The sequence below is a fragment of the Sphingomonas sp. JUb134 genome (assembly GCF_004341505.2).
Taxonomy (GTDB): domain Bacteria; phylum Pseudomonadota; class Alphaproteobacteria; order Sphingomonadales; family Sphingomonadaceae; genus Sphingomonas.
This window is the reverse complement of the sequence record NZ_SLYP02000001.1, coordinates 1,029,319-1,042,669: the sequence shown is the minus strand read 5'-3', so window position 1 is coordinate 1,042,669 and position 13,351 is coordinate 1,029,319. Positions and strand designations below refer to the sequence as shown.

13 protein-coding genes are annotated in these 13,351 nt (G+C 69.0%); 9 read left to right on the top strand and 4 right to left on the bottom strand.

Features of this window, described 5'->3' with window-relative positions; all coding sequences use genetic code 11:
- Nucleotides 1-130 precede the first annotated feature (130 nt).
- Nucleotides 131-1,108, top strand: coding sequence for a Gfo/Idh/MocA family protein (locus EDF69_RS04880; protein WP_425336589.1), 978 nt, complete (start codon nucleotides 131-133; stop codon nucleotides 1,106-1,108).
- 381 nt (nucleotides 1,109-1,489) lie between these two features.
- Here EDF69_RS04880 and topA read toward each other — a convergent pair whose 3' ends face one another.
- A complete protein-coding gene (topA, locus tag EDF69_RS04875; RefSeq protein WP_132882413.1) occupies nucleotides 1,490-4,075 on the bottom strand; it encodes a type I DNA topoisomerase in 2,586 nt (861 codons plus the stop codon).
- An 86-nt stretch (nucleotides 4,076-4,161) separates the two neighbouring features.
- Nucleotides 4,162-4,800, bottom strand: coding sequence for a hypothetical protein (locus EDF69_RS04870; protein ID WP_165889975.1), 639 nt, complete (start codon nucleotides 4,798-4,800; stop codon nucleotides 4,162-4,164).
- A 126-nt stretch (nucleotides 4,801-4,926) separates the two neighbouring features.
- Between EDF69_RS04870 and EDF69_RS04865 the strand changes: the two genes are divergently transcribed.
- The 3 genes from EDF69_RS04865 to EDF69_RS04855 all read left to right on the top strand — a co-directional run bounded on the left by EDF69_RS04865 (nucleotide 4,927) and on the right by EDF69_RS04855 (nucleotide 7,858).
- Entirely contained in the window at nucleotides 4,927-5,199 is a 273-nt protein-coding gene (locus EDF69_RS04865; protein ID WP_125959177.1) for a hypothetical protein, read from the top strand.
- Between the two features lie 42 nt (nucleotides 5,200-5,241).
- A complete protein-coding gene (locus tag EDF69_RS04860) occupies nucleotides 5,242-5,970 on the top strand; it encodes an energy transducer TonB (protein ID WP_132882411.1) in 729 nt (242 codons plus the stop codon).
- Between the two features lie 79 nt (nucleotides 5,971-6,049).
- On the top strand, nucleotides 6,050-7,858 hold the full coding sequence (locus EDF69_RS04855; RefSeq protein ID WP_425336588.1) for a DUF885 domain-containing protein: 1,809 nt from the start codon (nucleotides 6,050-6,052) through the stop codon (nucleotides 7,856-7,858).
- A 6-nt stretch (nucleotides 7,859-7,864) separates the two neighbouring features.
- Here the strand turns inward: EDF69_RS04855 and EDF69_RS04850 are convergent, their stop codons facing one another.
- Complete coding sequence (locus EDF69_RS04850; protein ID WP_125959179.1) at nucleotides 7,865-8,122, bottom strand: hypothetical protein; 258 nt, start codon at nucleotides 8,120-8,122, stop codon at nucleotides 7,865-7,867.
- 11 nt (nucleotides 8,123-8,133) lie between these two features.
- A complete protein-coding gene (locus EDF69_RS04845) occupies nucleotides 8,134-9,153 on the bottom strand; it encodes a GlxA family transcriptional regulator (RefSeq protein WP_132882410.1) in 1,020 nt (339 codons plus the stop codon).
- 113 nt (nucleotides 9,154-9,266) lie between these two features.
- Here EDF69_RS04845 and EDF69_RS04840 point away from each other — a divergent pair, with 113 nt between their 5' ends.
- The 5 genes from EDF69_RS04840 (at nucleotide 9,267) to EDF69_RS04820 (ending at nucleotide 13,289) form a co-directional block, all read left to right on the top strand.
- Entirely contained in the window at nucleotides 9,267-10,097 is an 831-nt protein-coding gene (locus tag EDF69_RS04840) for an alpha/beta fold hydrolase (RefSeq protein WP_132882409.1), read from the top strand.
- 141 nt (nucleotides 10,098-10,238) lie between these two features.
- Nucleotides 10,239-10,739 (top strand): MarR family winged helix-turn-helix transcriptional regulator, encoded by a 501-nt coding sequence (locus EDF69_RS04835; protein WP_132882408.1) that lies wholly within the window; start codon nucleotides 10,239-10,241, stop codon nucleotides 10,737-10,739.
- Between the two features lie 32 nt (nucleotides 10,740-10,771).
- The gene (locus EDF69_RS04830; RefSeq protein WP_132882407.1) at nucleotides 10,772-12,388 is read left to right on the top strand and encodes an NAD(P)/FAD-dependent oxidoreductase; all 1,617 of its coding nucleotides are present in this window, start codon (nucleotides 10,772-10,774) and stop codon (nucleotides 12,386-12,388) included.
- Complete coding sequence (locus tag EDF69_RS04825; protein ID WP_132882406.1) at nucleotides 12,385-12,924, top strand: pseudouridine synthase; 540 nt, start codon at nucleotides 12,385-12,387, stop codon at nucleotides 12,922-12,924. Before EDF69_RS04830 ends, EDF69_RS04825 begins: the two co-directional genes overlap by 4 nt.
- The gene (locus tag EDF69_RS04820) at nucleotides 12,921-13,289 is read left to right on the top strand and encodes a reverse transcriptase-like protein (protein ID WP_339538006.1); all 369 of its coding nucleotides are present in this window, start codon (nucleotides 12,921-12,923) and stop codon (nucleotides 13,287-13,289) included. Before EDF69_RS04825 ends, EDF69_RS04820 begins: the two co-directional genes overlap by 4 nt.
- Nucleotides 13,290-13,351: the final 62 nt, after the last annotated feature.

Here is a 13,351-nt window from a genome sequence, read left to right as displayed (position 1 = left end):
GGCATGCACCGCCCGAAAAGCAGGGTTGGTGGAACACGGCCGATTGATCGGCCGCCGCTGCGCCGATATGTCGGAGTTATCGACCAGGACCGGCGGTGCGCTGCCGTCCCCCGGAGCGGAGGAACGCGGATTGACTACGGCTTTGGAATCCCACGACATCACCGGTGAAGCTGCCGAGGCTGGCGCGGGCACGATCCGCATCGCACTGGCGGGCATCGGCAAGATCGCGCGCGACCAGCATATCCCGCATCTCGCCGCCAACAAGCGCTTCTCGGTGGTCGCAGCCGTGACCGGCCACACCCCGCCCGAAGGCGTGCCGGGCTTCCGCACCATCACCGAGATGATGCAGGCGGTGCCCGACGTGCAGGCGATCTCGATCTGCACGCCCCCGCGCGGCCGCCTCGCGCTGATCGAGGAAGCGCTGGAACACGGCCTCGACGTGATGATCGAGAAGCCGCCGGCCGCCACCCTGTCGGAAGCCGAGGATTTCGTGCGCCTGGCGCGCGAGGCCGGCCGCGTGCTCTTCACGACCTGGCATTCGCGCGAGGCCGCGGGCGTCGAGCCGGCGCGGGCCTGGCTCGCCGAGCGCGAGATCCGCCGCGTCGAGGTCAACTGGAAGGAGGACGTGCGCGTCTGGCATCCGGGTCAGGCCTGGATCTGGGAGCCGGGCATCGGCGTGTTCGATCCGGGCATCAACGCGCTGTCGGTGATCACGCAGATCCTGCCGCGCCCCCTGCTGCTGCAGGATGCGGCATTGCGCTTCCCGTCCAACCGCCCGGCGCCGATCGCGGCCGACCTGTCGTTCACCGACACCGCGGGCGTTCCGGTCGACGTGTTCTTCGACTTCGACCAGCGCGGGCCGCAGACCTGGGACGTGGACGTGGAGACCGACGGCGGTCACCTGAAGCTGTCGATGGGCGCGTCCAAGATGTTCGTCGACGGCGTCGAGCAGGACGTGGGCGACGAGCCCGAATACGCCCGCCTCTATCGCCGCTTCGCCGACCTGCTCGATCGCCGCGAGAGCGACGTCGACCTGTCGCCGTTCCGCCACGTGGCCGACGCGTTCCTGATCGGCCGCCGCAGCGAAGTGGGTGCGTTCGAGGAATAAGCGTTTTCTTGAGCGAAACAGAAACGGCGCGCGTACCCCGCGGTACGCGCGCCGTTCTGCGTTCTGGGAGATAAGCTTCAGCGAGACTTCACCCGCCAATCCTCGTGCTCCTGCGAAGGCAGGAGCCCAGGGTATCGAGCGCAACCGTCGTCCTACTGGGCCCTGGATCCCCGCCTGCGCGGGGATACGGATGAGATGCCGCGTTCCGTACCCCGGCGGAGGCCGGGGTCCAGCTGGGGGACTTTAGCGAGGTGCGGTGTCTTCCCCCAATGGCACCGCAACTGGGCCCCGGCCTTCGCCAGGGTACGGGTGTCGTTCAGGCTGAGACCTATTCCACGCTCGCCATCCTGACGAAGGTCAGCATGGCGGGTGAAGGAAGCGTCAGCCTTCGGCCTTCGCCGCCTTCTTGGCGGGCGCCTTCTTGGCCGGTGCCTTCTTTGCGGCCGGCTTCTTCTCGGCCGCGGGCTTCTTCGCCGCCGCCTTCTTGGCGGGTGCCTTGCGGCCCTTCTTGGCCGGCGCCGCGGCGGCGCGGGCGTCGATCAGCTGCGCGGCTTCCTCCAGCGTCAGCGCCTCGGGCGCGACCGTCTTCGGGAGCGTGGCGTTGGTAGTGCCGTCGGTGACATAGGGCCCGTAGCGGCCCTCCATCAGCTTGATCTCCGCCTCGGTACGCGGATGCGCACCCAACACCCGCAGCGGCTCGCGCGCAGCGCCGCGCGCCGGACGACCCGCAGCGGCTTCCGCAAGCTTCACCACTGCGGCGTTCATGCCCGTCTCGAACACGTCCGCCGTGGTCTGCAGCCGCGCGTACTTGCCCGCGTGCTTCAGATACGGCCCATAGCGCCCGATCGCCGCCTCGATCGGCTCGCCCGTTTCCGGATGAGTGCCGATGACGCGCGGCAGGCTCAGCAGCTTCAGCGCCCATTCCAGCGTCAGCTCGCCGCCCGGCAGGTCCTTGGGGATCGAGGCGCGCTTGGCCTCCTTGCCCTCGCCCAGCTGGATGTACGGCCCGAAGCGGCCGGACTTGCGCTCGACCTCCAGGCCCGTCTCCGGATCCTTGCCCAGCCCTTCCGGACCCGTCTCCTCCGCGCCCTCGCCGCCCGGCTGGCCGAAGCGGCGGGTGTATTTGCACTCGGGATAGTTGGAGCAGGCGACAAACGCACCGAACTTGCCGCCGCGCAGCGCCAGCCGCCCCTCGCCGCAGTTCGGACACAGGCGCGGATCGCTGCCGTCGGCCTTGGCCGGGAAGAGATAGGCTTCCAGGAACTTGTCGAGCTCTGCGGTGATTGCGGAGGGCTGCTGCTCCATCACCTCGGCGGTGCGCGGCTTGAAGTCGCGCCAGAAGGCCTCCAGCACCGCCTGCCATTCGGCACGGCCGCCCGAGACGTCGTCGAGTTCCTCCTCCAGCCCGGCGGTGAAGTCGTAGCCGACATATTTCTCGAAGAAGCGTTCCAGGAACGCGGTCAGCAGGCGCCCGCTCTCTTCGGCGAAGAAGCGGTTCTTCTCCACGCGCACATAGGCGCGGTCCTTGAGCACCTGGATGATCGACGCATAGGTCGACGGACGCCCGATGCCGAGTTCCTCCAGCCGCTTCACCAGCGAGGCTTCGGAGAAGCGCGGCGGCGGCTGGGTGAAGTGCTGCTCGGCAGTCACGCCCTTCTTGGCGGGCGCATCGCCGTCGCGCAGCAGCGGCAAGCGGCGCGAATCCTCGTCGCCCGCATCGTCGCGGCCTTCCTCATAGAGCGCGAGATAGCCGGGGAAGAGGACGACTTGGCCGGTGGCGCGTAGACCGAGGCGGCCGGTGCCGTCCTCCAGCTCCACCGCGGTGCGCTCCAAGCGCGCGGAAGCCATCTGGCTGGCGAGCGCGCGCTTCCAGATCAGGTCGTAGAGGCGGCCGTGGTCGCCCGCACCGGCGCGATCCTTGGAGAAGTCGGTCGGGCGGATCGCCTCGTGCGCTTCCTGCGCGTTCTTGGCCTTGGTCTGATACTGGCGCGGCTTGTCGGGGACGTAGCTGGCGTCGTAGCGGTTTGCGATCGCGCCGCGGGCGGCATCGATGGCGGAGCCGTCCATCTGCACGCCGTCGGTACGCATATAGGTGATCGCGCCGTCCTCATAGAGCGACTGGGCGATGCGCATCGTGTGGCTGGCGGAGAAGCCGAGCTTGCGCGCCGCCTCCTGCTGGAGCGTGGAAGTGGTGAACGGTGGCGGCGGATTGCGGGTGGCAGGCTTGGTCTCGACCGAGACCACCGACAGGCGCGCCGCCTCGACCGCTTCCTTGGCGGCGAACGCGGAGCCCTGGTCGCCCAGCGACAGCCGGTCGAGCTTCTTGCCGTCGAACTTGACGAGCCGCGCCTCGAACGGCTGGCCGTCCTGCTCCATCTGCGCGACGACCGACCAATATTCCTGGGCGGTGAAGCCTTCGATCTCGCGCTCGCGCTCCACGATCAGGCGCAGCGCCACCGACTGGACACGGCCGGCCGACTTGGCGCCGGGCAGCTTGCGCCACAGCACCGGCGACAGGGTGAAGCCGACCAGATAGTCGAGCGCGCGGCGGGCACGATAGGCGTCGATCAGGTCGGTATCGAGCCCGCGCGGCGCCTTCATCGCCGCCAGGATCGCCGGCTTGGTGATTGCGTTGAAGGTGACCCGCTCGACCTCCTTGGGCAGCGCCTTCTTCTTGGCCAGCACCTCCTGCACGTGCCACGAGATCGCCTCGCCCTCGCGATCAGGGTCGGTGGCGAGGATCAGGCGGTCGGCCTTCTTGGCCTCGTCCGCGATCGCCTTCAGCTGCCGCGACTTGTCGGCATAGGTCTCCCACTCCATCGCGAAGCCCTCGTCCGGATCGACCGATCCGTCCTTGGCCGGCAGGTCGCGGACATGGCCGTAGGAGGCGAGGACGCGATAGTCCTTGCCGAGATACTTCTCGATGGTCTTCGCCTTGGCCGGCGATTCTACGATGACAAGCTGCATGGAGGTGTGCGGGGTCCTTACGTGTACGCGCGAGAGTGGGGATCGCCGGTAGCCCGCGTCAAGCGCCCCCTATCCTGCCGGAGGCGTCAGGCGAAGACCTGTTCCAGTTCTTCCTGTGACGCGCGCGTCCGGGCGTAGACGGCCATCCCGACGTACCAGGCGCAAACATAAGATAGGGCGATGGCAATGTTCGTTCCAGCCACCGCGCCGACGCTCGTGGAATCGGGATCGGTCCACAGCGCCAGCGCAACGCCCGCGGCGACCAGCGGCAGGAAGACGCCGCACAGGACGAGGGCGATGACACCGGCCCGATCCCGCGTGCGCGCCCAGCTCTCGCCCAGCGCCTCCGTCGGACTCGCGCGCTCGGCAACCAGGATGGCACTCGCCGCGGACCAACGGGCAGCGAGGTAAAGCCCCGGCAACAGGAGCAGAAGGCAGGCGAGCCCCACGCCAACGGTGTGCAGGATGTTGAGGCCGAGGAGGCCGAGGACGCCACCGGCGCTGCGTCCCGGTGGGATCCAGCCCTGCCGCTGTGCCATAGACCGCAGGATTCCCCAGGACACGCCCAGCTGGACCGCCCCACCAGCCAGCCTCCCGGCGGGCCCAAGCAGGTCCGCGGCGATACCGGCGCCACACAGGAGCAGGATCGCCCCTCCCGCGATCCACCATCCGCCCGCGGCCAGCGCCAACGCCTCCGCGCAAAGCTCCGACACCTTCCGTCCCATGTCTCGCATGATTTTCGCCCCCCGCGCAGCAGGATGGGCGGAGCGCTTCCTCCCGACAAGGGGAACATCGACGGGTCGTCAGGCTTTCTAGCTGCCATCACCACTTCAAGGGACTTCGACGCCGCAATGACAAGCCTTGCCGCAGCCATCCTCGTGCTGGCCATCAGCGGCACCGCTGCGACAGCGACGCCGACAGCGCGGGAGAACCAGGCGCCGCGAGCGAAGCTCTCCGACGCCGGCTCGTTCGACCTGCAGCGGATCGAATCCGCCACCGCTGCGGAGGATAGCCGCTGGCGATTGCGCGAGCTTGCCGAGCCGGTCGAGGACGAAGAGGATTCGATGATCCGCTGGGGCTGGAAGAAGGTGACCTTGCGGGTGCCGCTCGGCGGAGGCCGCTGACGCACTTGAAATAGGCTTGCTGGCCTGCCGATCTAGGAGGGCATGCGGCAGGGCTATCATCAGGAAGGGCGGCACCGGATCGCCTCCGCGCTTGCCGTCCTGCTGCTGCACGCGGGACTGGGCATCGCGCTGGTGACGGCGCTCGGCGTCACGCCCGAAGTGAAGTTCGACGACGGGCTGCTGACGTTCGACCTGCCCGCACCTGCCCCGCCACCCTCGCCCACCGTCCAGCCGGTGCCCCAGCCTGAGCGGAAAAGCGGCACGGCGGCGCCTGCGAACCGGCACGCGCGCCCCGTCGAACTGGTGGCACCACCCGTGCCGCTCCTGGTGCCGCCGCCGATTGTCGCCGCCCCGATCGCCGGCCCCGGCCCGGATCCCGCCGCGGGCGCGGCACCGCTCGCTGGCCCGGGGACCGGCGCAGGCGGCGTGGGCCAGGGCACCGGCAGCGGCACCTCCGGCAACGGAACGGGGAGCGGTGGCGGCAGTCCTGCCCGGCTGCTGCGCGGCGCGATCCGCGATTCCGATTATCCGCGCGCTGCCCGGCGGGCGCGGGTGGAGGGCAGCGTCACGGTGGGCTTCACGGTCGACGCCGCCGGCCGCGCCACCGGCTGTGCCGTGACCCGTTCGAGCGGCTCGGCCGAGCTGGACGCCACCACCTGCCGGCTGATCGAGGCTCGCTACCGCTATGCCCCTGCCCGCGCCCCCAACGGCCGGCCGATCGAGGAGATGCGTGGCTGGCGTCAGGACTGGTGGCTGGAGCCGCGTCGCTGAGCGGCACTCCCTGGGTGACGTGCGGCCGGGCCTCGCTTACACCTGCTCCCCAAACCAGGGGCAACAGGGGGAATTGGCCGTGCAGCGTCGTGATTTTATGGTGGGTGGAGCTGCCGTCGCACTCGCCGGTGCCGTTCCGGCACGCGCAGCCTTTGCCGCGGGGAACGCCGACGCGGACTTCCGCGCAATGCTCGACCGCTTCTTCTACGCCCGGCTGGATGAATCCCCGGAGCAAGCGACCCGGCTCGGCCTCGACACCGGCGCGCGCGCACGCCTGAAGTCGCAGCTCGACGACGAATCCGCCGCGGGCCAGGCGCGTGCGCTCGCCCGCACCCGGCGCGAGCTTGCCGAGCTCCAGCGGGTCAAGACTGCCGACCTGTCCCCCGCTTCCAAGCTCGACCACGAGATCGTGGAATATCAGCTGACCCGTGCGATCGCGGGTGCGGAGCGCTTCACCTATGGCAGCAGCCTGGGCCGGTTCGCTCCCTATGTGCTGAGCCAGCTGAGCGGCCCCTATCGCGACGTGCCGGACTTCCTGGAGTCGCAGGCGCGGGTGCGCGACGCGGCAGAGGCAGACGCCTATCTCGCCCGGCTGGAGGCCTTTCCCAAGGCGATCGACGACAGCAGCGAGCGGCAGCGCCGCGATGCCGCGCGCGGCGTCTTCGCCCCCGACTACATCCTCGACACCACGCTCAAGCAGCTGGCGAGCGCGCGGGAAAAGCCGGCCGACCAGACGGTGATGGTGGCCAGCTTCGCCGCCAAGCTGAAGGCGGCAGGATTGCCAGCAGACCGCGTCGCCCGTGCGACGGCGATCGTCGAGCAGAAGGTGTTCCCGGCGCTCGATCGCCAGCGCGCGCTGGTGACGGAGCTGCGCGCCAAGGCGGTCCACGACGCCGGCTGCTGGCGTCTGCCCGACGGCGACGCCTATTATGCCGCGGCGGCCGAGGCGGCGACCACGGTTGCGATGACGGGCGACGAGATCCACCGGCTCGGCCTTGAGCAGGTGGCGGAGATCGGCGGACGCATCGACGCGATCCTGAAGACGCAGGGCATGACCCAGGGCAGCGTGGGCGAGCGGCTGGTGGCGCTCAACAAGCGCCCGGACCAGCTGTTCCCCAACACCGATCCGGGCCGAGAAGCGCTGCTCGCCCAGTTGAACACGCAGATCCAGGCGATGCACGCGCGCCTGCCCGAGGCGTTCGCGACCCTGCCCAAGGCGCCCGTCGAAGTGCGGCGTGTCCCCCCGACGATCCAGGCGGGTGCGCCCGGCGGCTATTACCAGAACGCCTCGCTCGATGGCTCGCGCCCGGCGATCTACTACATCAACCTGCGCGACACCTTTGACCGGCCGAAGTTCGGGCTCGCCACCCTGACGCATCACGAGGCGGTGCCCGGTCACCACCTCCAGGTCAGCCTCGCGCTGGAGAGCACGCAGATCCCGCTTATCCGCAGGCGGGGGTTCTTCAGCGGCTATTCGGAAGGCTGGGCGCTCTATTCCGAGCAGCTGGCGGACGAAATGGGGATGTACGGAGGCGATCCGCTCGGCCAGGTCGGCTATCTCCAGTCGCTGCTGTTCCGCGCCACGAGGCTGGTGGTGGACAGCGGCATGCACGCCAAGCGGTGGAGCCGCGAAAAGGCGACCGACTATCTGATCGCGACCACCGGCATTGCGCGCGGCCGCAGCCAGGGCGAGATCGACCGGTACACCGTCTGGCCGGGCCAGGCGTGCAGCTACAAGATCGGCCACACCGTGTGGACGCGCCTGCGCGCCGAGGCGCAGAGGAACCCGAAGTTCGACCTCAAGCAGTTCCACGCCGTGCTGCTGGACGGCGCAATGCCGCTCGCAGTGCTGGAACGCGTCGTGCGGGAGCGCTGGGCGGCGGCGTGAGGCGGGTCAGCCGCGCGTCTTGACCAGCTCCACGACTTCAAACGCGTAGGAGCGCCAGCCGCGGGTCGCGGCCGCATCGGCGGCGGCGGCCTGCTTGCCCTTCGCCTCGGCCAGCGACTTGGCATGGCCCCAGAACACCTCGGTCTTGCCGTTGGCGAGTTCGGCGACGATGCGCCAATAATGGGTGAACGGGATCGAGGTCGGCCCGATCGTCTTCACATAGCCATCGGGCAAGGTCGCGGTCAGATAGTGTTTCTTGGCCACGGTGCCGGCGCCTAGGCAGGCAGCAGGGCGCTGTCCAGCCGCTGCGCCGGACCGGGACCTTCCGCCCCGCCCACGACGCCGAACCGCCGCCGGTATTCGTTCGGGGCGAGGCCCGTCACGCGCTGGAACAGCTTGCGGAAGGTCGAAGGGTCGCCGTAGCCGACCTGCCAGGCGATCTGCTCCACGGGCTTGCGCGTCCGTTCCAGCGCCTCCCGCGCCTTGGCCACGCGGATCTGCTGGGCATATTCGGTCGGGCGCAAGCCCGTTGCGTTCTTGAAGCGCCGAAGAAACGTACGCTCCTCGAGCCTTGCCCTGGCGGCGAGCATCGGCACGCCATGCTCCTTCGCCCCCGTCGCCTGCAGCCAATGCTGCACGGCCAGGATCGCCGCATCCCCATGATCGAGCCGCGGGACGAACTGGCCATAGGGGCGCTGCGCACGACCCGGCGGATCGACCAGCAGGAAGCGCGCGGTGTCGAGCATGACGCTGGGACCCAGCAGGCGCTCGACCAGCGTGAGGCCAAGATCCGTCCAGGCAAGGATGCCGCCCGCGGTGATGATGTCGCCGTCGTCGATCAGCATGCGATCCGCATCGACGCGGACGGCGGGGAAACGCGACGCGAGCGTTTCGGCGAACGCCCAATGGGTGGTCGCCTCGCGCCCTTGCAGCAGGCCGGTTTCGGCCAGCACGAACGCCCCCGCGCAGACCGAGCACAGGGTCGCTCCGCCCCGATGAAGCGTGGCCATCCAGTCGGCGAGGCTGCGCATGGGCTGCATCCGGTCCGGCAGGACGATGCTGGGGGGCGTGATGAGGTGGCTGAGCGCATGCTGGGAACGGGGTGCGCTGTCATAGGTGCAGACGATCGCATCGCCATCCTGGCTCCAGTGGCTCACCCGGATCGCCCGAGGGTTCGAGGCGCCCGAACGCGCCGCGATGTCGCTCGCGATCCGGAACAGGTCCGTCAGGCCATAGATCGCGGACAGCTGGCAGTCGGGATAGAGGACGAGCCCGACCTCCGCGACGATGTGCATCCTGTCAGTTTCGCCTCGCACTGTGTCACTTCCCCCACGCGTGCCGCCACCCTGCCCCTTGTACATCATCTTCGACAGCGGCGCTCCTGCCGCCTTCACCGAGGAGACAAGCGATGGCGACGATCACCACGAAGGATGGCACGGAAATCTTCTACAAGGACCTGGGCAGCAAGGATGCCCAGCCCGTCGTGTTCCATCACGGCTGGCCGCTGTCGGCGGACGATTGGGACAACCAGATGCTGTTCTTCCTGGGCGAGGGCTATCGTGTGATCGCCCACGACCGCCGCGGCCATGGTCGTTCGACGCAGACGGATACTGGAAACGAAATGGACACCTATGCCGCCGACGTGGCGGAACTGGTCAACGCGCTGGATCTGAAGGACGCGATCCACGTCGGCCACTCCACCGGTGGCGGCGAAGTGGCGCACTATGTTGCCCGCGCCGAGCCGGGCCGCGTCGCCAAGGCGGTGCTGATCGGTGCCGTGCCGCCGGTCATGGTCAAGTCCGACACCAATCCCGATGGCGTGCCGATCGAGCTGTTCGACAGCTTCCGGGCCGCGCTCGTCGCCAATCGTCCCGAATTCTACCGCGAGGTCGCGTCCGGACCCTTCTACGGCTTCAATCGGGAGGGCGCGAAGGTCAGCCAGGGCCTGATCGACAACTGGTCACGCCAAGGCCTCGCCGGCGGCGCCAAGGCGCAGTACGACTGCATCAAGGCATTCTCCGAAACGGATTTCACCGAGGACCTGAAGGCGATCGACGTTCCGGTGCTGGTGATGCACGGCACCGACGACCAGGTGGTGCCCTTCGCCAATCATGGCCCCAAGGCGGCGGGCCTGCTGAAGAACGCCACGTTCAAGGCCTATGAGGGCCTGCCCCACGGCATGGCGCAGACCCATCCGGAGGTCATCAATCCCGATCTGCTCGCCTTCTTCCGCGGCTGATCCCAAAAGGCTCCCCGGAGCAGCGCTCCGGGGAGACTCGTCCTTTTGCGCCTTCCGTCCTCCTCGCGCACGGGCTTGTCCATCGAAAGATTATCGCGATATGTGCGGTGTGCCGCGGCGCGGTTGCACCAGGAGTGAGGAATGACGGACGTCGCAGAGACGCTGCTGCCGCTGGATGACCAGCTCTGCTACGGCCTCTACTCCGCGAGCATGGCGATCCAGCGCGTGTACAAGCCGTTGCTGGACCAGCTCGGGCTCACCTATCCGCAGTATCTGGTGCTCAACATCCTGTGGCGGGAGGACGGTCAGACGGTCGGCCGGATCGCGGAGCGACTGGCGCTGGAATCGAGCACGCTGACGCCGCTCCTCAAGCGCCTGGAGGCCGCCGGCCTGGTGCAGCGCACCCGCAATCCCGAGGACGAACGGCAGGTACTGGTCGCGCTGACCCCGGACGGCCGCGAGCTTCGTACCAGGACCGGCTGCCTCGCCGAGGCGTTACTGTCATCGTCCGGCCAGCGGGTGGAGGAACTCAAGGCGCTCAACGCCCGGGTGCGGGAACTGCGCGACGCGCTTTATGCGCAGATCGGCGGCTGGAACCTCAAGCCGGAGGCCCCCGAGGCTGCGGCGAACGAGCAAGGTTAGCAAGCGCGCGGATCTCGATGTAAGGCGCGGCCATGATCCGCATCACCGAGTTGAAACTGCCGCTCCACCATGCCGACGAGGCGCTGTCGGCAGCGATCACCAAGCGGCTGCGCATCACCCCGCGCGAGCTCGTCCGTTTTTCGGTCGCGCGGCGCGGCCATGATGCGCGCGACCGGACCGACATCCAGCTCGTCTACTCGGTCGACGTTTCGCTGAAGAACGAATCCGCCGTCCTCGCCCGGTTCCGGCGCGACCCGCATGTGCAGCCGACGCCGGACACGCGCTATCGCCCGGTCGGCACGGCGCCGGCCGACACCCCGCGTCCCGTCGTCATCGGCGCCGGCCCGTGCGGGCTCTTCGCCGCCCTGATCCTCGCGCAGATGGGCTTCCGCCCGATCGTGCTGGAGCGCGGCAAGGTGGTGCGCGAACGCACCAAGGACACCTGGGGGCTGTGGCGCCGCAGCGTGCTCAACCCGGAGTCCAACGTGCAATATGGCGAGGGCGGAGCCGGCACCTTCTCGGACGGCAAGCTCTACAGCCGCATCAAGGACCCGCGCCACCTCAACCGCAAGGTGCTGACCGAGTTCGTGAAGGCGGGTGCCCCCCCGGAGATCCTGACGGAGGCGCACCCGCATATCGGCACCTTCCGCCTCGTGACGATGGTGGAAAGCATCCGCGAGACGATCGAGGCGTTGGGCGGTGAGTACCGCTTCTCCACCCGGGTCGACGGACTGGACGTGGCGACAGATGGCTCCGGCGAACGGCGCCTGCGCGGACTCCACCTGAACGGCGGCGAATACCTGCCGGCCGAGCGGGTGGTGCTGGCCATCGGGCACAGTGCCCGCGACACCTTTGCGATGCTGCACGAGGCCGGCGTCCATGCGGAAGCCAAGCCGTTCTCGATCGGGGTGCGCATCGAGCATCCGCAATCCTGGATCGACCGCGCCCGCTTCGGGCAGGACGCCGGCAACCGCATCCTGGGTGCGGCAGAATATCATATCTCGCACCACTGCTCGAACGGGCGGACGGTCTACAGCTTCTGCATGTGCCCCGGCGGCACGGTGGTCGCCGCGACGTCGGAAGAAGGCCGGGTCGCCACCAACGGCATGAGTCAATATTCGCGCAACGAGCGCAACGCCAACTCCGGCTTTGTCGTCGCGATCGATCCTGCCCGCGACTATCCAGGGAACCCACTCGCGGGCATCGCCCTCCAGCGCCATTGGGAAGAGCGCGCTTTCGTCGCCGGCGGGTCGAACTACAAGGCCCCCGCCCAGCGGCTGGGGGACTTTCTGGCGGGCCGCCCCTCCACCTCGCTCGGCTCGGTCGTTCCATCGTACCGCCCCGGCGTGCACCCCACCGACCTCGCCGAATGCCTCCCCGACTTCGTGATCGCGGCGATGCGCGAGGCGCTGCCGGTGTTCGGGCGCCAGATCCAGGGCTATGACCATCCCGACGTGGTGATGACCGGCGTCGAGACGCGCACCTCCTCGCCCGTGCGCTTCACGCGCGGCGACGATTTCCAGAGCCTCAACACCGCGGGCCTGTTCCCGGCCGGCGAGGGCGCGGGCTATGCCGGCGGAATCCTGTCCGCGGCCGTGGACGGCATCAAGGTCGCCGAAGCCGTGGCGCAGAGCCTCGGCGCGCAATGACGCTGGTCCTCTTCAACAAGCCCTATGGAGTGCTGAGCCAGTTCACCGACCGCGGCAGCCCGACGACCCGTGCGACGCTGTCGGATTTCGTGAAGATCCCCGGCATCTACCCGGCCGGGCGGCTGGATCGGGACAGTGAGGGGCTCTTGCTCCTGACCGACGACGGGCGGTTGCAGGCGCGCATCGCCGATCCGCGCTTCAAGCTGCCGAAGACCTATCTCGTCCAGGTCGAGGGGATTCCCTCGGAGGGAACGCTCGAGCGGCTGCGGACCGGAGTGCTGTTGAACGACGGCCCGACCCGTCCCGCGGAGGTGGAGCGGATCGAGGATCCGGCGCTTTGGCCGCGGGACCCGCCGATCCGCGTTCGCGCAAGCATTCCCGACTGCTGGCTGAAGCTCACCATCCGTGAGGGCCGCAACCGGCAGGTACGTCGGATGACGGCGGCGGTCGGCCACCCGACCTTGCGGCTGGTCCGCTGGCGGATCGGCGACTGGGTGCTCGGCGATCTTTCGTCCGGCGCGTGGCGCGACGCGTGAAGCTGTTCTTCGACGGCGGCAGCCGGCCTCTGCCGATCGGCATGGAGCTGGCGGTCGTCGTGGGCGGACGGAGCCTCGTCCAGCGCGGGCTCGGCCCCGGCACCAGCATGGATGCCGAGTGGCTCGCGCTGATCGAGGCGATGCAGTGCGCCCATGCGATGGGTGTGACGGACGCCGTTCTGCTGGGCGACGCGGCAGCGGTGATCGCGCAGGCGAACGGCCTGGTGCGATGCCCGCCTTCCTGCCTGCGCCACTTCGAACGATTCCAGCAGATGCCGAGGCCGGAGGGCCGGACCCGCATCCGGTACGTCAAGCGGAGCCAGAACCTGGCCGGCATCGCATTGGCGGCGCTGCACGCGCGCTGACGCAGCCCGGTTCCGCGCTTCCGGAGACGCCAGGCCTCACCAACGCCGAGCACGACGGGCCC

Bases quoted from the DNA above. Each gene is read 5' to 3' on its own strand.
- EDF69_RS04825 (WP_132882406.1), top strand. From the start codon at position 12,385: ATGACGCTGGTCCTCTTCAACAAGCCCTATGGAGTGCTGAGCCAGTTC.
- EDF69_RS04840 (WP_132882409.1), top strand. From the start codon at position 9,267: ATGGCGACGATCACCACGAAGGATGGCACGGAAATCTTCTACAAGGAC.
- EDF69_RS04835 (WP_132882408.1), top strand. From the start codon at position 10,239: ATGACGGACGTCGCAGAGACGCTGCTGCCGCTGGATGACCAGCTCTGC.
- EDF69_RS04860 (WP_132882411.1), top strand. From the start codon at position 5,242: ATGCGGCAGGGCTATCATCAGGAAGGGCGGCACCGGATCGCCTCCGCG.
- EDF69_RS04845 (WP_132882410.1), bottom strand. From the start codon at position 9,153: ATGCACATCGTCGCGGAGGTCGGGCTCGTCCTCTATCCCGACTGCCAG.
- EDF69_RS04865 (WP_125959177.1), top strand. From the start codon at position 4,927: ATGACAAGCCTTGCCGCAGCCATCCTCGTGCTGGCCATCAGCGGCACC.
- EDF69_RS04870 (WP_165889975.1), bottom strand. From the start codon at position 4,800: ATGGGACGGAAGGTGTCGGAGCTTTGCGCGGAGGCGTTGGCGCTGGCC.
- EDF69_RS04830 (WP_132882407.1), top strand. From the start codon at position 10,772: ATGATCCGCATCACCGAGTTGAAACTGCCGCTCCACCATGCCGACGAG.
- topA (WP_132882413.1), bottom strand. From the start codon at position 4,075: ATGCAGCTTGTCATCGTAGAATCGCCGGCCAAGGCGAAGACCATCGAG.